Origin of the sequence: Amycolatopsis sp. NPDC098790, assembly GCF_044759945.1 — a bacterium.
In the GTDB taxonomy this organism is placed as follows: Bacteria; Actinomycetota; Actinomycetes; order Mycobacteriales; family Pseudonocardiaceae; genus Amycolatopsis.
The window spans coordinates 554,985-578,977 of record NZ_JBIWAI010000001.1; the positions used below are offsets into that span (position 1 = coordinate 554,985).

The 23,993-nt window shown below is 69.5% G+C and carries 23 protein-coding genes; 4 read left to right on the forward strand and 19 right to left on the reverse strand.

The genetic code is table 11. From position 1 onward, the window contains the following. The first annotated feature begins 376 nt into the window (after positions 1–376). Together ACIQWX_RS02840 and ACIQWX_RS02845 are read left to right on the forward strand one after the other, a co-directional pair. Positions 377–532, forward strand: a complete 156-nt coding sequence (locus ACIQWX_RS02840) for a hypothetical protein (protein ID WP_400864648.1) — start codon at positions 377–379, stop codon at positions 530–532. Next, positions 529–1,200 (forward strand): ESX secretion-associated protein EspG, encoded by a 672-nt coding sequence (locus tag ACIQWX_RS02845; RefSeq protein WP_400864651.1) that lies wholly within the window; start codon positions 529–531, stop codon positions 1,198–1,200. Before ACIQWX_RS02840 ends, ACIQWX_RS02845 begins: the two co-directional genes overlap by 4 nt. 26 nt (positions 1,201–1,226) lie before the next feature. Here the strand turns inward: ACIQWX_RS02845 and nuoN are convergent, their stop codons facing one another. The 18 genes from nuoN to ACIQWX_RS02935 form a co-directional block, all read right to left on the reverse strand. Beyond that, on the reverse strand, positions 1,227–2,795 hold the full coding sequence (nuoN, locus tag ACIQWX_RS02850; RefSeq protein ID WP_400864654.1) for an NADH-quinone oxidoreductase subunit NuoN: 1,569 nt from the start codon (positions 2,793–2,795) through the stop codon (positions 1,227–1,229). A 2-nt stretch (positions 2,796–2,797) separates the two neighbouring features. After that, positions 2,798–4,348 carry an NADH-quinone oxidoreductase subunit M gene (locus ACIQWX_RS02855; RefSeq protein WP_400864657.1) on the reverse strand — a complete coding sequence of 517 codons (1,551 nt, stop codon included), beginning with the start codon at positions 4,346–4,348 and terminating at the stop codon, positions 2,798–2,800. Next, entirely contained in the window at positions 4,348–6,249 is a 1,902-nt protein-coding gene (gene nuoL, locus ACIQWX_RS02860; protein WP_400864660.1) for an NADH-quinone oxidoreductase subunit L, read from the reverse strand. Before nuoL ends, ACIQWX_RS02855 begins: the two co-directional genes overlap by 1 nt. A gap of 10 nt (positions 6,250–6,259) precedes the next feature. Continuing rightward, a complete protein-coding gene (gene nuoK / locus ACIQWX_RS02865) occupies positions 6,260–6,559 on the reverse strand; it encodes an NADH-quinone oxidoreductase subunit NuoK (protein ID WP_003081840.1) in 300 nt (99 codons plus the stop codon). Beyond that, positions 6,556–7,419: an NADH-quinone oxidoreductase subunit J gene (locus tag ACIQWX_RS02870; protein WP_400864663.1), complete on the reverse strand. Its 864-nt coding sequence runs from the start codon at positions 7,417–7,419 to the stop codon at positions 6,556–6,558. The genes nuoK and ACIQWX_RS02870 overlap by 4 nt, the downstream gene beginning before the upstream one ends. Next, positions 7,416–7,940, reverse strand: a complete 525-nt coding sequence (nuoI, locus tag ACIQWX_RS02875) for an NADH-quinone oxidoreductase subunit NuoI (protein WP_086678351.1) — start codon at positions 7,938–7,940, stop codon at positions 7,416–7,418. Before nuoI ends, ACIQWX_RS02870 begins: the two co-directional genes overlap by 4 nt. Beyond that, the gene (nuoH, locus tag ACIQWX_RS02880) at positions 7,927–9,285 is read right to left on the reverse strand and encodes an NADH-quinone oxidoreductase subunit NuoH (protein WP_400864667.1); all 1,359 of its coding nucleotides are present in this window, start codon (positions 9,283–9,285) and stop codon (positions 7,927–7,929) included. Before nuoH ends, nuoI begins: the two co-directional genes overlap by 14 nt. Continuing rightward, positions 9,282–11,756: an NADH-quinone oxidoreductase subunit G gene (locus ACIQWX_RS02885; RefSeq protein ID WP_400864670.1), complete on the reverse strand. Its 2,475-nt coding sequence runs from the start codon at positions 11,754–11,756 to the stop codon at positions 9,282–9,284. The genes nuoH and ACIQWX_RS02885 overlap by 4 nt, the downstream gene beginning before the upstream one ends. Further along, positions 11,753–13,048, reverse strand: a complete 1,296-nt coding sequence (gene nuoF / locus ACIQWX_RS02890) for an NADH-quinone oxidoreductase subunit NuoF (protein WP_400864673.1) — start codon at positions 13,046–13,048, stop codon at positions 11,753–11,755. The genes ACIQWX_RS02885 and nuoF overlap by 4 nt, the downstream gene beginning before the upstream one ends. Continuing rightward, complete coding sequence (nuoE, locus tag ACIQWX_RS02895; protein WP_400864676.1) at positions 13,048–13,905, reverse strand: NADH-quinone oxidoreductase subunit NuoE; 858 nt, start codon at positions 13,903–13,905, stop codon at positions 13,048–13,050. The genes nuoF and nuoE overlap by 1 nt, the downstream gene beginning before the upstream one ends. After that, entirely contained in the window at positions 13,902–15,281 is a 1,380-nt protein-coding gene (locus ACIQWX_RS02900) for an NADH-quinone oxidoreductase subunit D (protein ID WP_400864679.1), read from the reverse strand. Before ACIQWX_RS02900 ends, nuoE begins: the two co-directional genes overlap by 4 nt. Further along, positions 15,278–16,027: an NADH-quinone oxidoreductase subunit C gene (locus ACIQWX_RS02905; RefSeq protein WP_400864682.1), complete on the reverse strand. Its 750-nt coding sequence runs from the start codon at positions 16,025–16,027 to the stop codon at positions 15,278–15,280. Before ACIQWX_RS02905 ends, ACIQWX_RS02900 begins: the two co-directional genes overlap by 4 nt. A gap of 4 nt (positions 16,028–16,031) precedes the next feature. Next, positions 16,032–16,580 (reverse strand): NADH-quinone oxidoreductase subunit B family protein, encoded by a 549-nt coding sequence (locus ACIQWX_RS02910; protein ID WP_086678877.1) that lies wholly within the window; start codon positions 16,578–16,580, stop codon positions 16,032–16,034. Positions 16,581–16,584: 4 nt separating this feature from the next. Next, on the reverse strand, positions 16,585–17,004 hold the full coding sequence (locus ACIQWX_RS02915) for an NADH-quinone oxidoreductase subunit A (RefSeq protein ID WP_086838657.1): 420 nt from the start codon (positions 17,002–17,004) through the stop codon (positions 16,585–16,587). Positions 17,005–17,471: 467 nt separating this feature from the next. Further along, positions 17,472–18,758 (reverse strand): geranylgeranyl reductase family protein, encoded by a 1,287-nt coding sequence (locus tag ACIQWX_RS02920; protein ID WP_400864687.1) that lies wholly within the window; start codon positions 18,756–18,758, stop codon positions 17,472–17,474. A gap of 10 nt (positions 18,759–18,768) precedes the next feature. After that, complete coding sequence (locus tag ACIQWX_RS02925; RefSeq protein ID WP_400864690.1) at positions 18,769–19,458, reverse strand: demethylmenaquinone methyltransferase; 690 nt, start codon at positions 19,456–19,458, stop codon at positions 18,769–18,771. A 23-nt stretch (positions 19,459–19,481) separates the two neighbouring features. Then, complete coding sequence (locus ACIQWX_RS02930) at positions 19,482–20,585, reverse strand: glycosyltransferase (protein ID WP_400864693.1); 1,104 nt, start codon at positions 20,583–20,585, stop codon at positions 19,482–19,484. Position 20,586: 1 nt separating this feature from the next. Then, positions 20,587–21,657 (reverse strand): glycosyltransferase family 4 protein, encoded by a 1,071-nt coding sequence (locus tag ACIQWX_RS02935; protein WP_400864696.1) that lies wholly within the window; start codon positions 21,655–21,657, stop codon positions 20,587–20,589. A 177-nt stretch (positions 21,658–21,834) separates the two neighbouring features. Here ACIQWX_RS02935 and ACIQWX_RS02940 point away from each other — a divergent pair, with 177 nt between their 5' ends. After that, positions 21,835–22,671 (forward strand): inositol monophosphatase family protein, encoded by an 837-nt coding sequence (locus ACIQWX_RS02940; RefSeq protein WP_400864699.1) that lies wholly within the window; start codon positions 21,835–21,837, stop codon positions 22,669–22,671. 82 nt (positions 22,672–22,753) lie between these two features. Further along, positions 22,754–23,392: a GNAT family N-acetyltransferase gene (locus ACIQWX_RS02945; protein WP_400864702.1), complete on the forward strand. Its 639-nt coding sequence runs from the start codon at positions 22,754–22,756 to the stop codon at positions 23,390–23,392. Between the two features lie 134 nt (positions 23,393–23,526). On the opposite strand, the gene ACIQWX_RS02950 is transcribed toward ACIQWX_RS02945, so the two are convergent. Next, positions 23,527–23,976, reverse strand: a complete 450-nt coding sequence (locus ACIQWX_RS02950; protein WP_400864705.1) for a DUF3592 domain-containing protein — start codon at positions 23,974–23,976, stop codon at positions 23,527–23,529. Positions 23,977–23,993: the final 17 nt, after the last annotated feature.

The following is a 23,993-nucleotide window of genomic DNA, read 5'->3' on the forward strand; positions in this document are numbered from 1 at the left end:
TGGGTATCAGTTCGGACCCACCGGGCAGCCCGTCAGCAACCTCGGTGACAACTACTCCTTCGGGCCCGGCGGTGGCGGCTACACCAGCGGATTCGGACCCGGGACCGGCGGCTACGGAAGCAACTCAGGCACCGGGTACCGGCCAGGCACAGGAACAGCACCCGGCACCGGAACGGGCCCCGGGACCGGAACTGGCCCTGGCACAGGGAAAGACCCGGGCATAGGAACAGGCCCGGGAACAGGAACGGGCACAAACCCCGGACCAGGCCAACGCGGCCCAGGAGCCAACACCGGCGCCCGACTCCCCGAAGAACGGCTCGCCGGGACCACCCCCACCCGCGGCACAGCCGGACCCCGAGGGGCCAACGGCATGCCCATGGGCACCCCCGTCAACGGACGCGGCGGTAAAGAAGAAGACCGGGAAAAGAAGAACGCCCCCTACCTTCGAAACCCCGACCCCGACGAGACCTTCGGCGGCTTCATCGAAAAGCCGATGCCTCCGGTCATCGGCGAGAACCGGCCCAAGAAGTGATCAACGCCGACCTCTCGCTCCACACCCTGCTCACCGCCATGCGCGACGCCGGCTGCGGTGACCCCCATCCCGTTCTCGCCGGCGGACTCAGGTACGTCCCTCCCTCGGCGGAAACGCACGTCAATCGGGAAGCCTTCGAGGAACTCAGCGAATACGGCTTCACCCAAGGGAACGGCTTCACCCCCGAATTCGATGATCTCCTGCACCGCCTCGACAACCCACGGTGCTACGCCTACGCCCGCGACGAAGCCGGGCAAATAGGCATCCTCGCCGCACCAGGTGTGACCGTTGTCTGCCGAGGCGATCGCGTCACCCTCGAAACCAAAGACTCGCATCCCGCCGACGCCCTCGTAGCCAAGCTGCCGCCACACCGACCGGCACCCATCAAGCCCTTCACCCTGTCCCAAGAGGACTTCAAAGGTCCCCAAGACGTCAGTGACGTCTTCGACGACGCGCCCGCCCGAAGCCGGGAAGCCCAAGAACTCGACGCCCTCTTCCAGCGACGGCACCTGGGCCTCGGGCAGCTCTACGCCGAAACCAACACCGTCAGCTACCTCGACCTCGACGAAGGACGCGTCGGGATCGCACTCGAAAACGGCTACATCAGCGTCGTTCCCGGCGACCACCGACAACTGAGCCACAAACTAAAGGCCGCCACCTCCCCGTAGGAAAGTGGCGGCCTGAAGAAAAGAACTCAGGAAGCGAAACCGCCCGCCCCGGCCCAACCCAAAGCGAACGCCGGGACCAGGCCCAGCACCAGCGTCACCGCCGTGCCCAGGAAGATCGCCGTTCCCGTTCCGAAGCCCGGGACCGTTACCGACGGGCCGTCCGCTGCCGGCTCGGAGAAGTACATCAGCACGATCACCCGCAGGTAGAAGAACGCCGCCACCGCGCTGAACACCAACGCCACCACGACCAACGGCGCCATTCCGTCCGACAAAGCCGCCGAGAACACCACGAACTTGCCCACGAAACCGGACGTCAACGGGATACCGGCCAACGCCAAGAGCAAGAACGTGAACACCCCCGCGAGCAACGGCGACCGCTTCGCCAGACCGGCCCACGCCGACAGATGCGTTGCCTCACCCGAAGAATCCCGGACCAGGCTGATCACGCCGAACGCCGCCAGCGTCGTGAAACCGTACGCCAGCAAGTAGAACAGCGTGCTCGACAGGCCGTCCTTAGTCATCGCGATGGCACCCACCAGCAAGAATCCCGCGTGGGCGATCGACGAGTACGCCACCATGCGCTTGACGTCCGTCTGCGTCAGACCCAGCACCGCGCCGATCACCATCGAAATGATCGCCACGCCCCACAGGACTCCGCGCCACTCCCACGACGTCGACGAGAACGCCACCGACAGCACCCGCAGGATCCCGCCGAACGCCGCTACCTTCGTGCACGCCGCCATGAACGCCGTCACCGGGGTCGGGGCTCCCTGGTACACGTCCGGGGTCCACGTGTGGAACGGCCCGACCGAACCCTTGAACAGCAGGCCTACGACCAGGAGACCCAGCCCCGCGAACAGCAGCGTGTCCGAGCGGTCCGAACCCGCCGCCGCGGCCGCGATGTCCGCCAGCTTCACCGAGTTCGCGTAGCCGTACAGCAGCGCCAGGCCGTACAGGAAGAACGCCGACGAGAACGCCCCGAGCAGGAAGTACTTGACCGCCGACTCCTGCGACAGCAGACGGCGACGGCGAGCCAAGCCGCACATCAGGTACAGCGGCAGCGACAGCACTTCCAGCGCGATGAACATCGTCAGCAGGTCGTTCGCCGCGCAGAACGCCATCATGCCGCCGAGCGCGAACAGCGTCAGCGGGAACACCTCGGTCTGCATGACCGTCGCCGTCTGGGCGCGGTCCTGGACCGTGCCCGGGCGGATGCCCGCCTGGGCGACCAGGGCGCCGCCCGGCTCGACCACGCGGTCCGAGATCAGCAGCACCGCGCCGACGCCCAGGGCCAGCAGCGTGCCCCAGAGGAACAGCGCCGGCTTGTCGATCGAGATCGCTCCGCTGAACGTCTTGACGCCGCCCGCGGGGGCGCTGCCCGTCGCGTAGAGGACCAGGCTGACGCCGGCCGCGACGATCGCCGCCAGGCTCAGCCCGACCTGCAGGCTGAACCGCGAGCGCTTCGACGCGAACGCCTCGACCAGCACGCTCACGCACGCCGCGCCGAAGACGATCAGCATCGGCAGCACGGCCGGGTAGTCGACCGACGGCACCTGCACCGGCTGCGGCGCCTGCGTCAGGAGGATGTCGAGCACGGTTACTTGCCTCCCTGGACCGCGGTCAGCGTCTGCTGCACCGTCGGGCTGACTGTGTCGAGCACCGGCTTCGGGTAGAAGCCGAGGAAGAGGACCAGCACGACCAGCGGGGCGAGGATCGCGATTTCCCGGCCGCCGAGGTCGCGGATGGCCTTCTTGGCGCCCAGTTCCGGCGCAAGAGCCGTACCCGGGCCGCCGCCGACGCCGATTAGGGCGTCACCGCGAACCGGGCCCTGCATCACGCGCTGGTAGAGCCACAGGACGTACGCCGCGGCCAGGACCATGCCCACCGTGGCGAGGATCGTGTACACCGGCTGGTCCACGAACGCCCCGATGAGCACCAGGAACTCGGAGACGAACGAGTTGGTGCCCGGCAAGGACAATGTGGACAGTCCCGCGAGCAGGAACAGCCCGGCCAGCAACGGGGTCACCTTCGCCATGCCGCCGTAGTCCGAGATGCGGGACGACCCGCCGCGCGCGATGACCAGGCCGATCACCACGATCAGCATGCCGGTCGCGATGCTGTGGTTCAGCATGTACGTCGCCGAGCCGACCATCGCCTGCTCGTTGAACGCGAAGATGCCGAGCGAGATGAACCCGAAGTGCGCGATCGAGACGTAGGCGATGAACCGCTTCATGTCCCGCTGGCCCGCCGCGAGGATCGATCCATAAAGGACACCGATCACCGAGAGCACCAGCACCAGCGGCGCCAGGGTCTTGCTCGCGTCCGGGAACATCGGCAGGCAGTAGCGCAGGAACCCGAACGTGCCGACCTTGTCCAGCACGCCGACCAGCAGGACGGCGACGCCGATCGGCGCCTCCCCCGCCGCGTCCGGCAGCCAGGTGTGGAACGGCACCAGCGGCGCCTTGATCGCGAACGCCAGGAAGAACCCGAGGAACAGCCAGATCTGCGTGGACAGCGGCGCGTCGCGCACCACCGTCACCAGCGTGGCCCAGTCGAACGTGCCCTTGCCGAGCTTGTCCGACGCCAGCGAGTACGCCCCGATCGCCGACGCCAGCATGATCAGGCCGCCGAGGAACGAGTACAGGAAGAACTTCACCGCCGCGTACTGCCGGTTCGCGCCGCCGTAGCCGCCGATCAGGAAGTACATCGGGATCAGCATGATCTCGAACAGCACGTAGAACAGGAAGACGTCGGTCGCGGCGAACACGCCGATCGTGAGCGCCTCCTGCAGCAGGATCAGCGAGAGGAACCCGCCCGCGCTGCGGCCCGGCGGGAGCTTGTCCAGCGTGCCGAGGCCGCCGACGACGATCGGCACCAGCAGCGCGATCACCGCGATCATGATCAGCGAGATGCCGTCGGTGCCGAACGCGATGTGCACGCCGAAGCTGGGGATCCAGTCGAAGCTCGACGTCTGCTGCAGCCGCGCGCCGGACGGCGAGTAGCTCGCCCAGAACGGGATGATCAGCAGGAGCTCGAGGATCGAGAACCCCAGCGCGGCCAGCACCGCGGCGCGGTCGTTCCCCTTGAGGAACGCCAGCACCAGGGAGCCGGCCAGCGGCACCAGGATGAGGATGAGCAACCAGGTCATCAGGAGAACCTCACCAGCAGGAGAGCCGCCAGAAGCAGGAACGTGCCGCCCAGCATCGACAGCGCGTACGACCGGACGAACCCGGTCTGGAGCCGCCGAAGCCGGCCGGAGCCGCCGCCGAGGCCGGCGGCCAGGCCGTTGACCGCGCCGTCGACGCCGCGGTTGTCGACGAACACCAGCGCCCGCGAGAGCCAGGTGCCCGGGCGGGCGACCAGCGTCTCGTTGAGGGCGTTGCCGTACAGGTCCTTGCGAGCCGCGCGGGTGACGAACGAGACCCGCTGCGGCTGCTCGACCGGGACGTCACGGCGGAAGATCAGGTACGCGATCGCCACGCCCGCCAGCGAGAACACGATCGCGGCCGCCGAGATCACGCCGGCGTTCAGCGGCGAGTGGTCTTCCTCCACCAGCTCGCCGACCGACGGCGTCAGCCACTCGGCGAAGCGGTCACCGAGGGCGAAGAACGCACCGGCGCCGACCGAACCGACCGCCAGCACCGCCATCGGGATCCACATGATCGCCTTCGACTCGTGCGGGTGGAAGTCGCGGCCATCGCTGGACTTGATGTCCTTCCAGCGCTCCTTGCCGAAGAACGTCATCACCATCAGGCGGGTCATGTAGAACGCGGTGAGCCCGGCACCCAGCAGCGCCGCGCCGCCCATCACCCAGCCACGCCAGCCACCCTGGCTGAACGCCGCTTCGATGATCGCGTCCTTGGTGAAGAAGCCCGACAGCGGCGGGATGCCGATCAGGGCCAGGTAGCCGAGGCCGAAGGTGATGAAGGTGATCGGCATCTTCTTGCGCAGGCCGCCGAACTTCCGCATGTCGACCTCGTCGTTCATGCCGTGCATGACCGACCCGGCCCCGAGGAAGAGCCCGGCCTTGAAGAAGCCGTGCGCCACCAGGTGCATGATGCCCAGCGCGTACGCGATCGGCCCGAGCCCGACCGCCAGCATCATGTAGCCGATCTGGCTGACCGTCGAGTACGCGAGGACCTTCTTGATGTCGTCGTACGCGCAGCCGATGATGCACCCGAGCAGCAGCGTCACCGTACCGACCAGCGTCACGATCAGGCGGCCGTCTTCGGTGGCGTTGAAGATGTCCTTCGAGCGGGCCACCAGGTAGACACCCGCGGTGACCATCGTGGCCGCGTGGATCAGGGCCGACACCGGGGTCGGACCCTCCATCGCGTCCGGGAGCCACGCCTGCAGCGGGAACTGGCCGGACTTACCGCAGGCGCCCAGCAGGAGCAGGATCGCCATCGCGGTGATCGCCGCCGGCGAGAACTTGCCGTCGCCGACCGCCTGGAAGACCTGCGCGTAGCCGGTCGAGCCCGCGTACTTGAACATGATGAAGATCGCCAGCGCGAGCCCGACGTCCCCGACGCGGTTCATCAGGAACGCCTTCTTCGCCGCGGTCGCGGCGGACGGGCGGCCCTGATACCAGCCGATGAGCAGGTAGGACGCGAGACCCACGCCCTCCCAGCCGAGGTACAGCGTCACGAAGCTGTTGCCCAGCACCAGGATCAGCATCGACGCGACGAAGAGGTTCAGGTACGCGAAGAAGCGGTACCGGCCCTCGTCGTCGGCCATGTAGCCGATCGAGTAGTAGTGGATCAGCATGCCGACGCCGGTGATGAGCAGCACGAACGTCAGCGACAGCGCGTCGATCCGCAGCCCGAAGTCCACCTGCAGCTGGCCGACCGGGATCCACGAGTAGACCTTGACGTCGGACGCGGTGGCCGTGTCGGCGCTGAAGAACAGGATCAGCCCGTAGACGAAAGCCAGGGTGACGGTGGCACAGCCGAGCAGATGCCCCCACGCCTTCGCGCGCTTCCCCGCCAGTAGGAGGATCAGGGCGCCGAGGGCAGGGAGGGCCACCAGCAGCCACGATGATGCGGTCACTCGGTGTCTCCTAGTACTTCAGCAGGTTGGTGTCGTCGACCGAGGCCGAGCGCCGGGTGCGGAAGATGGCCATGATGATCGCCAGGCCGACCACGACCTCGGCGGCCGCGACGACCATGACGAAGAACGCCATGATCTGGCCGTCGAGCCCGCCGTTGATCCGGGCGAAGGTGACCAGCGACAGGTTCACGGCGTTGAGCATCAGCTCGATGCACATGAACACGACGATCGCGTTGCGCCGCACCAGCACGCCGACCGCGCCGAGCGCGAACAGCAGCGCCGACAGCAGCAGGTAGTACGTCGGGGTCATGCCTTCTCCCCCTCGGAATCGGAACTGTCGGTGCCGACCAGCGCGTGCGCGTCCGGGTGCGGGCCCTCGTCCGAGACGAGCTTGCGTTCCTTCGCCAGCTCGATCGCCGAGGTGGACTCGATGATCGCCGAGAGCGACTCCGGGGCGACCGAGCCGTCCGGCAGCAGCGCCGGCGTGGCGACGGAGTTCGCGGTGGCGAAGACGCCCGGGCCGGGCAGCGGCGAGGGCCGGTCGTGCTCGCCGCGGAAGCGCTCGACGACCAGTTCCTTCTGCGTCTTCTTGCCGCCCTTGCCGTGCCGGTCGGTGAAGGCCAGCACCATCGCGCCGATCGCGGCGGTGATGAGCAGCGCCGACGTCAGCTCGAACGGGAACAGGTAGTCGGTAAAGATCAGCTTCCCGAGGCCCGCGGGGCCGCCGCCGGCCGACGTCGTCGAGTCGAGCGGCGTCGCCGGGGTGACGTTCTCCAGCGCCCGGTAGATGCCGGTGGCCAGCAGCGCGGCCATCCCGATGCCGAGCACGGTGGCGGCGAGCCGCTGGCCGCGCAGGACTTCGACGACGGAGTCGGAGCTTTCCCGGCCGACCAGCATCAGCACGAACAGGAACAGCATCATGATCGCGCCGGTGTAGACGATGATCTGGGTGAAGCCCAGGAACGGCGCCGACTGGATCATGTACAGCGCGCCCAGGCTCAGCATCGTCAGGACCAGCCACAGCGCCGAGTGGACGGCGTTGCGGGAGAAGATCATGCCGAGCGCGCCGAGCAGCGAGAGCGGGCCGAGGATCCAGAACGCGATGGCCTCGCCGGTCGTGACGCCGGCGGCAGCACCGGTCGGCGCCTGGGCGAGAAGGGCGGCGATCACTTGACGCCCTCCCCGCGAGCCAGCTCGGGGCCGTTCACGTAGTAGTCCTGCTCGTTCTCACCGAGCCGCATCGGGTGCGGCGGCTGCTCCATGCCGGGCAGCAGCGGGGCGAGCAGGTCTTCCTTCGTGTAGATCAGCCGCTGGCGGTCGTCGTCGGCCAGCTCGTAGAAGTTGATCATCGTCAGCGACCGCGTCGGGCACGCCTCGATGCAGAGGCCGCAGCCGATGCAGCGCAGGTAGTTGATCTGGTAGTCCGCGCCGTACCGCTCGCCCGGCGAGAACCGGGCCTCCTCGGTGTTGTCACCGCCCTCGACGAAGATCGCGTCCGCCGGGCACGCCCAGGCGCACAGCTCGCAGCCGACGCACTTCTCGAGGCCGTCCGGGTGGCGGTTCAGCTGGTGGCGCCCGTGGTACCGCGGCGCGGCGGGCGCGCCCGCCTCCGGGTACTCCTCGGTGGCGACCTTCTTGAACATCATCCCGAAGGTGACGCCGAAGCCCTTGACGGGATCAAGAAACCCCATCTTGCGCTCCTTCCTTTGCGGTACCGACGGCCGCCGGCTTGCGGCGGGCCGCCTTCGCCTCGGCCTTGGCCAGGGCCTTCTGACGCGGGGTGGTCTGCGGAACCTTGAGGTCCAGCGGCGGGACCGGGAAACCGCCACCGGTCACCGGCACGGTCTCGCTCTCCTCTTCGCGGCCCGACGCGCGGACGTAGAAGAACAGGGCGACGACGATGAAGATGGCGACCGCGGCGATGATGATGGACGCGGTGTTCCAGGCGATGACCTTCGCGAAGGTCACCATGATGATCCACACCAGGTTCAGCGGGACCAGGACCTTCCAGCCCAGGCGCATGAACTGGTCGTAGCGCAGGCGGGGCAGCGTGCCGCGCAGCCAGATGAACCCGAAGAGCAGGACGAACATCTTCGCGAAGAACCACAGCACCGGCCACCAGCCGGTGTTGAGGACGTTGTTCCCGATCAGCGACAGCGGCCACGGGGCCATCCAGCCGCCGAGGAACAGCGTCGTCGCGAACGCCGAGACGATCACCATGTTGACGTACTCGGCGAGGAAGAACATCGCGAACTTCATCGAGCTGTACTCGGTGTGGAAGCCGCCGACCAGCTCCGACTCGGCCTCGGGGAGGTCGAACGGGGCGCGGTTGGTCTCACCGACCATCGAGATCAGGTAGATCACGAAACTCGGGACCAGGTAGAGGAACCACGCCTTGTGCTGCGCGCCGACGATGTCGGCCAGGTTCAGCGAACCCGCCTGCAGGATCACCGCGACGATCGAGAGACCCATCGCGATCTCGTAGGAGATCACCTGCGCGGCGCTGCGCATGCCGCCGAGCAGCGGGTACGGCGAGCCCGACGACCAGCCGGCGAGCACGATGCCGTAGACGCCGATCGAGGAGCAGGCCAGGATCACCAGCGCGCTGACCGGCAGGTCGAGCAGCTGCAGCACGGTCCGCTCGCCGAAGATCGACACGACCGGCCCGAACGGGATGGCCGACAGCGCGATCAGCGACGGCACCACGCACATCACCGGCGCGAGGAAGTACACCTTGCGGTCGGCGGTGTCCGGGATGATCTGTTCCTTGAACGGCAGCTTGATCGCGTCCGCGAGGGACTGCAGGTAGCCGCCCGGGCCGACCCGGTTGGGGCCGGGCCGGTTCTGCATCCGGCCGACCGCCTTGCGCTCCCAGACGATCAGGAAGATCGTCATGATCGGCCCGATCAGCAGGATGACCACGCACTTGATCAGGATCAGCCAGAACGGGTCGTCCGCCAGCAGCGCCGCCCGCGTCGCCGCGTCCGGGACGCTGCCCAGGGGAACGTCGGTGGCCTGTGTCAGCAGCGGGATCATTGCTCACCCCCAGCGAGGTTCACGACGGCGCCGTGCCCGGCGCCGAGCGTCTTGAACACGGCGGAGCCGTCGGAGTTGCCCGGCAGCCACACGACGCCGTCGGGCAGGTCCGCGATCTCCACCGGCAGCGTGATCGCGCCGCGGTCGGTGCTCACCCGCACGGTGACGCCCAGCCCCTCCGCGGTCTTCGCGGACAGCCGCGCGACCGGCGTGCGCTGGGTGCCCTTGAGGTGCGGCTCGCCGTCCTGCAGGGACCCGTTGTCGATGAGCTGGCGCCAGGTCGACAGCACCGCCTGGCCCGCGCCCGGAGCCGCGGTCGCACCGCCGGTCGCCGCCTCCACCGGACCCCAGCGCAGCGCCGAGGCCGGGCCGAGCTTCTCGAAGTCGCCACGGGCGGCGGCCGGCGTCTGCGTGAACAGGTCCGCGTCCATCTCGACGGCGAGGGTGTCGAGCACCCGGCAGTCCGGCAGGGCGCCGGTGCCTTCGATGGTCGTGTCGAACGGCCGGGTCCGGCCCTCCCAGTTGAGGTAGCTGCCGGACTTCTCGTCCGACGCCGCCACCGGGAGCACGACGTCCGCGCGCTCGGTCACCGCGCTGTGGCGGAGTTCGAGGCTGACGACGAAGCCGGCGTTGTCCAGCGCGCGCAGCGCGAGGTCCGGGTCCGGCAGGTCGAACGGGTCGACGCCGCCGACGACCAGGCCGCCGAGCTCGCGGGCCGAGGCCGCCTGCAGGATGCCGGTGGTGTCGCGGCCCGGCGTCGCCGGGATCGGGACGCCCCAAGCGTTCTCGACGGCGACGCGCGCGGCGTCGTCGCCCACCCGGTGTCCGCCCGGCAGCAGCGTCGGCACGCAGCCGGTGGCCAGCGCACCGCGGTCGCCGGCGCGGCGCGGGATCCACGCGAGCCGGACGCCGGTGCGCTCGACCAGGTCGTGCAGCGCGGAGAACAGGCCGGGCACCTGGGCGGCGCGCTCGCCGACCAGGACGACCGCGCCTTCGCCGCGCAGGCCCTCGTCGAGGTCCGGCGCGTGCTTGGCGATGCCTTCGACGGCCGCGGCCTCCTGGCCGGGGACGCAGGCGAGCAGCTCGCCGAACGTCTTGCGCACCGACGACGTCGTCCACTGTCCCAAGTGGACGACCCGGGTGCGGTTCTTGCGGGCCGCCTTGCGCAGCCGCAGGAACACGATCGGGGCCTCGTCCTCGGGCTCGAACGCGACGCACAGGACCGTGCGGGCCCGCTCGATTTCGCCGAAGGTGACGCCGGATTCGGGCGTCACGCCCACGACGTGCGAGGTGAGGAACGCCAGCTCCTCGGCCGAGTGCGGCCGGGCGCGGAAGTCGACGTCGTTGGTCTGCAACGCGACGCGGGCGAACTTCGAGTACGCGTAAGCGTCCTCGACGGTCAGCCGGCCACCGGGCAGGACGCCGACGCCACCGTTCGAACGGGCCGCGGTGAGGCCCTCGGCGGCGGCGCGCAGCGCGTCGGTCCAGGACGCTTCTTCCAGCTCACCGGTCTCGCGGTTGCGGACCAGCGGCCGCTTGATGCGGTCCTCGGCGCCGGTGTAGCGGAAGGCGAAGCGGCCCTTGTCGCAGATCCACTCCTCGTTGACCTCGGGGTCGTCGCCGGCCAGCTTGCGCTGGACCTTGCCGCGCCGGAAGTCGGTGCGCTCGGCGCAGCCGGACGAGCAGTGCTCGCAGACGCTCGGCGAGGACACCAGGTCGAACGGCCGCGACCGGAACCGGTACGCCGCGCTCGTCAGGGCCCCGACCGGGCAGATCTGGATGACGTTGCCGGAGAAGTAGCTCTGGAACGGCTGGCCGGACGTCGTCCGCGACGCCAGGTCCAGGACGTCCGCCGTCTCCGCGGTGCCGATCTGCTGGTGCGCGCCGCGCTCGAGCAGCTCGATGAACGGGTCGCCGGCGATCTCGCGGGAGAACCGGGTGCAGCGCTGGCAGAGCACGCAGCGTTCGCGGTCGAGCAGCACCTGCGTGGAGATCGGCAGCGGCTTCGGGAACGTCCGCTTGGTGTCGACGAACCGGGACTCCGTGCGGCCGTGGGCCAGCGCCTGGTTCTGCAGCGGGCACTCGCCGCCCTTGTCGCAGATCGGGCAGTCCAGCGGGTGGTTGATGAGCAGCAGCTCCATCACACCCTGCTGGGCCTTGTCCGCGACCGGCGACGTCAGCTGCGTCTTGACGACCATGCCGTCGGCGACGGTCATCGTGCAGGACGCCTGCGGCTTCGGCATCGGCCGGCCGCCCATCTCGACCTCGACCAGGCACTGGCGGCAGGCGCCCGCCGGGTCGAGGAGCGGGTGGTCGCAGAACCGCGGGATGACCGTGCCGAGGCGTTCGGCCGTGCGGATCAGCAGCTCGCCCTTGGGGGCGATGACCTCTTCGCCGTCGATGACCAGCTTGACGTGGCCCTCGGGGACCGGCGTCTCGGTGGTCTCGGGCTTGTCGGGCGCGATCGTCATGCCTGCGCTCCCACGAGTTCGGGCTTCGTCTGTTCGTGGCGGTTCGCTTCGCACAGCGCGAGGAACTCCTCGCGGAAGTACTTGATGCCGCTCTGGATCGGCGACACCGCGCCGTCGCCGAGGGCGCAGAACGACCGGCCGAGGATGTTGTCGCAGACGTCGAGGAGGGTGTCGATGTCCTCCTCGGTGCCGTGGCCCTCGACCATGCGCTCGAGGATCTGCGCCAGCCAGTACGTGCCTTCGCGGCACGGCGTGCACTTGCCGCAGGACTCGTGCTCGTAGAACTGCGTCCACTTCATCACGGCCCACGGCACCGACACGGTCTCGTTGAAGACCTGGACGGCGGTGGTGCCCAGCATCGACCCGGCTTCCGCCGCGCCTTCGAAGTCCAGGGGAACGTCGAGGTGCTCGGCGGTGAACATCGGGGTGGACGAGCCGCCCGGGGTCCAGAACTTGAGCGGGACGCCGTCCTTCATGCCGCCCGCCATGTCCAGCAGCTCGCGCAGCGTGGTGCCGAGCGGGCACTCGTACTGGCCGGGCTTCTCGACGTGGCCGGAGATCGAGTAGATCTTCGGGCCGGGCGACTTCTCGCGGCCCATCTCGCGGAACCAGCTGGAGCCGCCGTTGACGATGAACGGCGCGCTCGCGATGGTCTCGACGTTGTTGACCGTGGTCGGCGCGGCGTACAGGCCGGCGGCCGCGGGGAACGGCGGCTTGAGCCGGGGCTGGCCACGACGTCCCTCGAGGGAGTCGAGCAGCGCCGTCTCCTCGCCGCAGATGTACGCGCCCGCGCCCGCGTGGACGGTGATCTTGAGGTCGAACCCCGAGCCGAGGATGTTCTCGCCCAGGTAGCCCGCCGCTTCGGCTTCGCGCACAGCCGCGTTGAGGCGGCGGATGCAGTGCAGCGCCTCGCCGCGGACGTAGATGAAGCAGTGGTTGGACCGCATCGCGTACGAGGCGATGATGCAGCCCTCAATCAGCGAGTGCGGGTCCGCCATCATCAGCGGGATGTCCTTGCAGGTACCGGGTTCGCCTTCGTCGGCGTTGATCACCAGGTAGTGCGGCTTGTCGAAGTTCGGCGGCATGAACGACCACTTGATGCCGGCCGGGAAGCCCGCGCCGCCGCGGCCGCGCAGGCCGGAGTCCTTGACCACCTGGACGAGCTGCTCCGGCGTCCCGGCCAGTGCCTTGCGGACGGCGGTGTAGCCCTCGAGTGCCTCGTACGTCCCGATCTGCCAGGAGTTCGGCGACAGCCAGCGCTTCGTCAGAACCGGAGTGATGGGGTCAGCCATTACTTCTTCTCCACTTCTGGCAACGGCACATCGGAAGCCACCGGGGCGACCCAGCCGCGGTCCTGGGCGAGCTTCGCGCCCCGCAGCGTCTCGACGGCCTGCGAAGGACCGTCGACGTCCGCGCGGTACTGGCGCTCGTCCTCCGGGAAGAACCCGGCGAGCTGCAGCTCGGCGCCCTTGAAGCTGGACAGCGGCGCGCCGCGCGTCGGCGCCGGCTTCTTGCCCGCCTGCAACGCGTCGACGAGCGCGACGGCCTTGTCCTCGGTCTGGTTGTCGAAGTACTCGTAGTTGACCTGGATGACCGGCGCGAGGTCGCAGGCCGCGAGGCACTCGGCGTGCTCGAGGGTGATCGAGCCCGGCTCGTTCGGCGTGCCCGCGGTTTCGTTGTGCCCCAGCGGCGCTTCCTCGGAACCCAGGTGCGTCTGGAGCCGCTTGTAGATCGCGTCGCCGCCCATGGCCGCGCACAGCGTGTTGGTGCAGACGCTCACGAGGTGCTCGCCGCACGGCTTGCGCTTGTACATCGTGTAGAACGTCGCGACCGCGCTGACCTCGGCGTCGGACAGGTCGAGCTGCCGCGCGCAGAACGCGATGCCCTCCTGGCTGACGTACCCCTGCACGGACTGCACGAGGTGCAGCATCGGCAGCAGCGCCGAGCGGGACATCGGGTACCGGGCGATGATCTCCTGCGCCTGGGCCGTGGTGCCGGCGTCGAAGATGTCTTCGAGCGGCGTCTCGGTGATGATCCCGGCGGCCACCGCGGGGTCCGGCGCGATGGCGACCACGTCGACGTCCGGCCCGGCCGCGGCGTGCGTCGTCACGGCGTCGTTGGGCCCGGGTTCGGGAACAGCTGTGCTCATCGGTCCACTCCCCCCATGACGGGGTCGATCGAGGCGATCGCGGCGATCACGTCCGCGACCAGGCCGCCTTCGGCCATTGCGGGCATCGACTGCAGGTTCACGAAGCTCGGTTCGCGCACGTGGACCCGCAGCGGCCGGGTGCCGCCGTCGGAGACCAGGTGCGCGCCCAGCTCGCCGCGCGGCGACTCGACCGAGGTGTAGACCTGGCCGGCCGGAACCTTGAAGCCCTCGGTGACCAGCTTGAAGTGGTGGATCAGGGACTCCATCGACTGGCCCATGATCTTCTTGACGTGCTCGAGCGAGTTGCCCATGCCGTCGCTGCCGATGGACAGCTGCGCGGGCCACGCGATCTTCTTGTCCTCGACCATGACCGGGCCCGGCTCGAGCTTCTCCAGGCACTGCTCGATGATCTTGAGGCTCTCGTGCATCTCGTGGACGCGGATCAGGTAGCGCGACCAGCAGTCGGCGCCGTTGTCCACGGGCACGTCGAAGTCGAACTCGTCGTAGCAGGAGTACGGCTCGGTCTTGCGCAGGTCCCACGGCAGGCCCGCGGACCGCAGCACCGGGCCGGTGACGCCGAGCGCGAGGCACGCGTCGACCGGCAGGTACCCGACGCCCTTGAGCCGGTTGCGCCAGATCGGCTGACCGGTGAAGAGCTTGTCGTACAGCGGAAGGCGCTTCTTCATCGTCTTGACGAATTCAGTGACCTTCTCGCGGTAGTCCGCCGGCATGTCCTGCGCGAGACCGCCGGGGCGGATGAACGCGTGGTTCATGCGCAGGCCGGTCAGGTGCTCCAGCAGGTGCAGCACCTCTTCGCGCTCGCGGAAACCGAGCGTCATCGCGGTGGTGGCGCCGAGCTCCATGCCGCCGGTGGCGATGTAGACGAGGTGCGAGCCGATGCGGTTGATCTCCAGCAGCAGCACGCGCAGCAGCTGCGCGCGGCGCGGGGCTTCGATCTGCAGCAGCTTCTCGACGCCGAGGCAGTACGCCATCTCCGTCGAAAGCGGGGCCAGGTAGTCCATCCGCGTCACGAAGGTGACGCCCTGGGTCCAGGTCCGGTACTCGCAGTTCTTCTCGATGCCGGTGTGGAGGTAGCCGATGACCGACCGCAGCTGCGTGACGGTCTCGCCCTCCATCTCCAGCACGAGCCGGAGCACGCCGTGCGTCGACGGGTGCTGCGGGCCCATGTTGATGACCATGCGCTCGTCGTGCGCCGCGTCGGCGACGACGTCGTCCCAGTCGCCGCCGGAGACCGAGTAGACGCGGCCTTCGGTGGTGTCGCGGGAATCCGCGTAGTTGACGTCGTCGGAGCTGTCGCTGCCTTCCGGCGTGGTGCTCGTCCCGGTCGTGACGTCGGAAAGGTTCTCGGTGCTCACGAGTACGACCTCCGCTGGTCCGGCGGCGGGATCTCCGCGCCCTTGTATTCGACCGGGATCCCGCCGAGCGGGTAGTCCTTGCGCTGGGGGTGGCCGTCCCAGTCGTCCGGCATGAGGATGCGGGTCAGTGCCGGGTGACCGTCGTAGACGATGCCGAACATGTCCCAGGTCTCGCGCTCCTGCCAGTCCGCGGTCGGGTAGATCCCGACCAGCGACGGCACGTGCGGGTCCTCGACGTCGAGGGTGACCTCGAGGCGGATCCGGCGGCGGTAGGTCAGCGACGTGAAGTGGTACACCGAGTGCAGCCGCTGCGGGACGTCGACGCCGTAGTCCACTCCGGACACCGAGGACAGCAGCTCGAAGCGCAGGCCGCCGTCGTCGCGCAGGACCTTCGCGATCTCGACCAGCTTCTCGCGGTCGACGTAGAAGCTGATCTCGCCGCGGTCGACCGTCGTCTGCAGGATCGACTCGGCGGGGATCTTGTGGTCGGCCAGCGCCGCGTAGAACTCGTCGGCGAACTGGTCGAACCAGCCGCCGTACGGGCGTTCGGCCGGCGCGGGGCTGTAGGCCGGGAGCCGGACACCGCCGTAGCCCGAGGTGTCGCCGGTGCCGTGGACACCGAACATGCCCTGGCGTTCGCGGCCGGTGACGACCGGTTCGGCCGCGCCCGGGCCCTTCGCCGTCAGGCCGGTTTCGGCACGCTCGGCGCTCGACTGCTCTTCGCCGGGTTGGGGGTTCTCAGTCATCGCTCTACTTCTTCGCGTACTTGATCGACGACGCGACGAGCTCGGTGCGCGCCCCGCTGGCCGCGCGGATGGCGGCGCGGCGGGCGTTGATCGGCTCGTCCTGGATCTTGGCGTGCAGCTTGAGGATCGCGTCCAGCAGCATCTCCGGCCGCGGCGGGCAGCCGGGCAGGTACATGTCGACCGGCACGATGTGGTCGACGCCCTGGACCACGGCGTAGTTGTTGAACATGCCGCCGGAGGAGGCGCAGACGCCCATGGCGAGCACCCAGCGCGGCTCGGCCATCTGGTCGTAGATCTGACGCAGGACCGGGGCCATCTTCTGCGTGACGCGCCCGGCGACGATCATCAGGTCGGCCTGCCGCGGCGTCGCGCTGAAGCGCTCCATGCCGAAGCGGGCGATGTCGTAGCGGGAACCGCCGACCGTCATCATCTCGATCGCGCAGCAGGCGAGCCCGAACGTGGCGGGCCAGAGCGAGTTCTTGCGCGCCCAGTTGACGAGGCCTTCGAGGCTGGCCAGCAGGATGCCGTTGGGGAGTTTCTCTTCGAGGCCCATGGGTCTAGTTCCAATCCAGGCCGCCGCGCCGCCACACGTAGGCGTACGCGAAGCCGACCGTCGCGATGAACAGCAGGATCTCCACCAGGCCGAACGTGCCCAGCGCGTCCGCCTGCACGGCGAACGGGTAGAGGAAGACCATCTCGATGTCGAACAGGATGAACAGCATCGCGGTGATGTAGTACGCGACCGGCATCCGCCCGGCGCCGACGAGCGGCTGCGGCGACGGCTCGATGCCGCACTCGTAGGCGGAGAGCTTGGCCTTGTTGTACCGGCTGGGGCCGACGAGCGGGCCCAGCAGGACCGACAGCACGGCGAAGCCGAGCGCCAGGACGAACAAGATCACGATGGGCAGGTAGGGCTTCAGGCTGGGGGCCTCTTGCGCCAGCTGCACCGTGTCGGTTCGGGTCAGCAACGTCAGCACGGGGTCTTCGCCATCCTTTCCGCGCCGATGCGGTTGTGCTTGTGGTGGGAACCGCTTGGCCTCGTCGGCACCCTAAGGGACCTGGGTCACACCGCCGAGGGTCAGGGTCTCCTTACGGCCCGTGGCTGGACCGCGCGGTGCTTGTGAAATAGTTCACAAGCCACTCGTCGCGGATGTGAAGGGATTCACAAAGCATGGGGGGAGTCTAGGACGCGACTCACAGTCTTGTCCCTAGGCCCCCGTGTTATAAGGGTGACCTAACTTCTGACGCCAACGTTGTCACGGCCCGATGACGGCCCGCGCGCGACCTGCGCGAAAGCTCGTCAGATCGCTCGATGGCCGGACAATCCAGGCAGCGACGTGTGACCGATCCCACTGACCGCACGGCCAACTTGCTAGGCCACCCGTGTGTCCGCGCGCGAGAAGGGCGGCACTTTCACGTGAAAGTGCCGCCCTGGTGAGAAGCGTCAGCGGGGGCTCGGAGCCGCCTTCGCGAGGGCCGAGATCAGGCGGTCGACGCCGTCGCCGCCCTTGGCGTCGTAGCAGCCCGAGAGGCCCTTGTAGACCAGCGGCAGCAGCTTGTTGATGCGCAGCCCGTACTTCGTGCACGCGTGCATGATCTTCGGCTTGCCGATGATCTTCGCGAACACGTTGCCCAGCTGGTAGTAGCCGCCCATCAGCTCGCGGACCGCCCGCGGGTACGCCTCCAGGGCGCGTTCCCGTGAGGGGCCTTCGCGGCGGGCCAAAGCCTGGACGACGACCTCCGCCGCGATCTGCGCGGACTCCATCGCGGCCGAGATGCCTTCGCCGTTGAACGGGCTGACCATGCCGCCCGCGTCACCGAGCAGCAGCAGGCCGTCGCGGTAGTGCGGGGTGCGGTTGAAGCCCATCGGGAGGCCGGCGCCGCCGACCTTGCCGATCGCGTTCTCCTCGCGGTAGCCCCACTCCTCCGGCGTCCCGTCGAGCCACTGGCGCAGCAGCGCGCGGTAGTCGGTGTTCCGGAACGACGCCGACGTCGAGAGCATGCCGAGGCCGACGTTGACCGTGCCGTCGCCGAGCGGGAACGCCCAGCCGTAGCCCGGCAGCAGCTTCGGGTTCCGCGGGTCGGAGCGGTCCCACAGCTCGAGGTGGCCCTCGATGAACGGGTCGTCGTGACGCGGGCTCTTGTAGTACTGGCGCACCGCCACGCCCATCGGGCGCTTCTCGTTCTTCTGGATGCCGACGCTGAGCGCGAGCCGCGCGGACACGCCGTCGCAGGCCAGGACCAGCGGCGCGTAGTACTTCACCGGCGTCCGCTCCGGGCCGACCTTCGCCTCGACGCCGACCACGCGCCCGGCCGCGTTCGTGATCGCGCTGGTCACGGTCGTGCGCTCGTACAGCCGCGCGCCGGCCTTCACGGCGAGCTTCGCGAGGAGGTCGTCGAAGTCGTGGCGGGTGCGGGAAACGCCGTACGGCGGGTAGCTCGTCAGGTCCGGCCAGTCGAGCTCCAGCGTCAGGTCGCCGGTGAGGATCCGGAGGCCGGTGCTGTGCACCCAGCCGGCGTCTTCGCTGGTGTCGATGCCCAGGTCGATGAGCTGCTTGACGCCGCGCGGGGTCAGGCCGTCGCCGCAGACCTTCTCGCGCGGGAACTCGGTCTTCTCCAGCAGGAGGACGTCGACGCCCGCGCGGGCCAGGTAGGTGGCCACGGTGGACCCAGCGGGTCCGGCGCCGACGACGATGACTTCGGCGTCCTGGTCTGCGGTACGACGGCTCATAAGCGCGAGTTTAGGCAGGCTTGCGCGCGCGGTGGATCGCCACGACGCCGAATGTGAGGTTCAACCACTCGACGTCGGTCCAGCCCGCGCTCGCGATGATCTCGCCGAGGGTGCGCTGGTCGGGCCACGCGAGCATCGATTCGGCCAGGTAGGAGTAGGCCTCGGGGTTGGACGACGTGCGCTTGCCGACCCACGTGAGCAGCTTGAGCATGAACCGCCGGTGGATGAACCGGATCGGGGCGAACGGCGGGGTCGAGACCTCGCAGATCACCAGCCGGCCACCCGGCTTCACCACGCGGGCGATCTCGGTGAGCGCGGCCTTCGTGTCGACGAAGTTGCGCAGGGCGAGGGAGATCGTCACGGCGTCGAAGCTGTCGTCGGCGAACGGCAGGTTGAGCGCGTCGGCCGCAACCATCGGCACGTTCCGGTGCTTGCCCGCGCGCAGCATGCCGAACGAGAAGTCCGCGGCCAGGCACCAGGCGCCGCCGCGGGCGTACTCGACGGTGGACACGCCGGTGCCGGCGGCCAGGTCCAGGACCTTCTCGCCGCGGCGGGCGTCGAGCACGCGCGCGGTGGTGGTGCGCCAGCGCCGGTCGAAGCCGAAGGTCATGAACGAGTTCGCCCGGTCGTACCCGTCCGCGACGCCGTCGAACATCGCGGCGACTTCGTGCGGGTCCTTGTCCAGGCTTGCGCGTGACATGACCTGAGATTAGTCCGGGTCACTCAGCGGAACGTGGCCAGCATGCCCGCCACCGCGGCGGGCCAGGTGAACTCCTCGGCCCTTGCCCGCGCCGCCGCACGGCGCGCGTCCTCCGGGCTGTCCAGCAGGTCCGTGACGGCCGTGGCGAACGCCGGCGCGTGGTCGTCCACCGCCGCGCCACAGCCCGGCCGGACGATCTCGCGCAGCGCCGACGAGGCCGACACCACCACCGGCGTCCCCGAAGCCAGGGCCTCCAGCGCGGCCAGCCCGAACGTCTCGTGCGGCCCGGGCGCCAGTGAGACGTCCGCGCTCGCCAGCAGCCGCGCGACGTCGCCGCGGCCGGACAGGAACCCCAGGAACGTCACCGGCAGCCCGCGCGCCCGGCGTTCGAGGGCCCGCCGTCGCGGCCCGTCCCCGGCCACCACCAGCCGGACCTTCACCCCGGCATCGGTCAGCGAAGCGACGGTGTCCACGCTGCGCTCCACGTGCTTCTCCGGCGACAGCCGTCCACAGTGGACGAGCAGGGCGTCCGCGCCGGAGGCCAGGTCGGTGCGCCAGCCGGTGTCGCGCATGGCGGGCCGGAACGTCGACAGGTCGACGCCGAGCGGGACGCGGTGGACGTTCGGCGCGGCGATCCGGTCGAACTCCGCGCGGGCGAACGCCGTCGTGCAGACGACCGTGTCGTAGCTCGCGGCCATCCGCCGGTTCGCGACGTCGGCGACGCGCCGCGCGACCGGCTCGGGCAGCAGGAACTGCTCCAGCAGGCGGTCGAGCCGCTCGTGGGAGATGACCGTGCTCGGGACGCCGTGCCGCCGCGCCCAGCCACCCATCCCCCGCAGCGTCAGCCGGTCCGAGACCTCCAGCCGGTCGGGTTCGAGTCTTCGCAGGACCGCGCGGACGCGGTGCGGGTCGACGGCCCGGTAGCCGCCGGTGCCGGGGATCTTCGGGGCCGGCAGGGAGAACCGCCGCACGCCGGTCGGCAGGACCTCGTCGGCGTAGCGGGTGCCGGGCACGACGAGCGTCACGGCGTGGCCGCTCGCGACGTAGCCGGCGCCGAGGTGGTGCAACGCCGTGCGCAACCCGCCCGAGCGCGGCCCGTAGAAGTTCGCGAGCTGGACGATGTGCATGTCAGGCCGCGCGGGCGGCCCGGCCCCGCACGGCTTCGTAGTGCCCGAGCAGCTCGTGGCAGACGGCGGGCCAGGTGCGGCCCAGCACGACCTTGCGCGCCTTCTCGCCGAGCCTCTCGCGCAACGCGGCGTCGCGCAGCGCGTCGACCTTCTCGACGAGCGCCGGGCCGAAGCCCTCGCGGTCGGCGGGCAGCAGGTAGCCGGTGCGGCCGGGCAGGACGAGGTCCTTGGGGCCGCCCGCGGCCGGCGCGAGCACCGGCAGGCCGGACGCCATCGCCTCCTGCACCGCCTGGCAGAACGTCTCGTGCGGGCCGGTGTGCACGAAGACGTCGAAGCTCGCGTACGCCTTCGAGAGCTCGTCGCCGTACCTCGCGCCGAGGAAGGCTGCGCCCGGGAGTTGCGCCTTCAGGTTTTCGAGTTCCGGCCCGTCGCCGACGACGACCACGCGGATCCCCGGCATCCCGGCCAGGGCGGCCAGCCGGTCGACCTCCTTCTCGGGCGCCAGCCGGCCGACGAACCCGACGAGCAGCTCCCCGTTCGGGGCCAGCTCGGCCCGCAGCGCGGCGTCGACGTGGTCCGGGGAGAAGCGCTCGATGTCGACGCCCCGCGCCCAGCGGTGCACGCGCGGGACGCCGTGCAGCTCGAGCTGCTCGACGGAGTCGCTGGAGGGGGCGAGGGTCCGGTCGGCCCGCGAGTGCAGCCGCCGCACCCACCGCCACGCGGCGCGCGCGGCGATGCCGAAGCCGTACGCCTGGGCGAACCCGGCGATGTCGGTCTGGTAGACGGCGATGGACGGGACGCGCAGCCGTCTCGCGGCGGCCAGCCCGCGCGCGCCGACGACGAACGGCGACGCCAGGTGCACGACGTCCGGGCCGAACGCGGTGAGCGCGTTGAGCACGGTCCGCGTCGGCACGCCGATCGGCAGGGAGTTGACCCCGGGGAAGTCCAGCGCGGGGATCCGGACCACGGGGGCGCCGCGGTAGGAGTCCGGGCCCGGGCCGGGGGCGATGATCAGCACGTCGTGGGCGCGTTCGCGCAGGTGCTCGACGACCCGCAGGACGGAGTTGGTCACGCCGTTCACCTGGGGCAGGAAACTTTCGGTGACTATGGCGACTCGCACGTCTTGGACGATCGCACCCGTTCCTGGCGCTCGTGTGACACGGCGGCCAACGCTGCCGGAACAGATCGGCTACGACATGTCATCTCAAGGTCGTGTCCCGGAAACCAGCGGGGCCCAGACTAAGCAGGCATGACCCTCTTGTCCTCCCGGCCGCCGAGGCCCGTCGAGCCCGGCCTGCTGTCGAGGGCGCTCGAAGTGGCCGGGCGGCTGGCCAACGACGCCACCGACGTGATCACCGCGACCGCCGGCCGCGGCGCCCACCCGTCCACGCTGGATTCGCCGTTCGACTGGGTCACCGACACCGACCGCATCCTGGAGCGCCACACCAGGCGAGTGCTGACGGCGGAGTTCCCGGGCATCCCGGTGGTCGGCCACGAGTTCGGCGCGGACCACGGAGCGGACGTCGCGGAGTACCGCTGGGTGGTGGACTCGGTGGACGGAACGGCGAACTACGTGGCGGGCGTCCCGTGGTGCGCGTACAGCTTGGCGCTGGTGGACGCGGCCGGCCCGGTGGTGGGGGTGGTGGCAGACCCGTACCGAGCCCAGATCTACGCGGCAGCCCGCGGCCGTGGAGCAAGGGCGAACGGCAAACCGGTCCAGCTGACGGACAGGTGCGTGACGGCGGGGGCGCTGGTGTGCACGGAGTTCGCAAGGCGAGGTCCGTGGCCAGGGATGGGCGGCTTCATCGAGCGAGCAGCAGCGGCCCACGCGGGGGTCCGGGTCCTGGGCTCGGCGGCGTTGTCGATCGCCCAGGTGGCATTGGGCCACGCGGCGGCAGCGGTGTTGCACAGCTACCACGAGTGGGACGTGGCCGGCTCGGTGGCAATGGCGATCGAGGCGGGGGCGGTGGTGCTGGACAAGCACGGAGAGGACACGGCGCTGCCAACGGACGGCCTGCTGGTAGCGGCCCCGGGGGTAGCGGACGAGGTACTGGGCTGGTGGCAGGAGACGGCCCACGCAGGCTAGGCGGCGCGCACCCGGACCTCGGCAAACAAGCCTCAGCGGCCCCGCGGGCCAATCCGGTTGCGCGCCCGGTGACGATCGACTCATGCCCACCCTGCACACCGCGCGGCTCACCCTGGTGCCCCTGTCCGACGAGCACCTGGAGCTGGAGTACGAGCTGGACTCCGACCCCGAGGTGATGCGCTACCTGACGGGCCGGGCCGCAACCCGGGCCGAGGTCGTGCAGGCCCACTCGCGACGGATGGCCACCGCACCGGGCTTCGGGTTCTGGATGGGCTTCGCGGGAGCGAACTTCGTGGGCTGGTGGCTGCTGAGGCCACCGCACGGCCCCGACCAGCCCGAGGTCGAGGGCGAAGCCGAGCTGGGCTACCGCCTGCTGCGAAGCCAGTGGCGCCGGGGATATGCCCGGGAGGGCTCGCTAGAGCTGCTCAGGTACGGCTTCGAGGAGCTGGGGCTGAACCGGATATTCGCCCAGACAATGGCGGTCAACAAGCCATCAAGGGCAACGATGGCCTCGCTCGGCATGACGTTCGCCAGGGCATTCACATCGGCCGCGGAGTACGAGGACCCGGTGGAGGGAGCAGACCAGGGCGAGGTCGAGTACGAGACCAAGCGAAGCCACTGGCTGAGGACAGCGAACCAGGAGGGCCGAAGGCCGCACCTAGACCTCCCCCGAACCTCGTCCCAGCCGCAGTCAGCACTGGAAACCCGGGGTCAAGGGTGAGCGAAGCTCATCGCGAAGCGACGCCGAAGGCGCCCTTGAGGCCGGGTTTCCGGTGTTGAACAATGAAAGGACGAGGAGCGGAGGGAACCCAACCACCTCCGGCAACCAGGCTTCAGCGGCGACAGCCGCCCAGGTCAAACAGCAACCGGCTCATCAACACGAGCCCGCTTGTCAACCCGCCGAATCCACCACAACAAGGGCCCAGCCACCAACCAGGTGAAAAACACAAAGCTCCCGAGCGGCAGCAGCGTCAAAGCAGCCGACCGCCCAGCAACCCGAGCCAACTCCGGATCAGAAGCGTCGTACTCGATCCGAACAAGCTGCCCAGCAGCCAACCCATCCGGATACAACACCCCATTGGCCGGACTGTGCACAATCCCATCCGGCGTCTCGAAGTGGATGATCGTCCGATCGAACGCCACAGAGTCGACCGTCGCATTCGCCGTACCCAGCTGCGCGGAGATAGCACCATCGTTGCGAATGGCCGCGAACAGGAGACAAACACACATCACAGTGAGGAGCGAGGCAACGCCGAGGGCAACCCACCACCCGACGCGCCTCACCCGCTCACCTCTAGTGCTCACGCCGCGAGCGTAGCGGT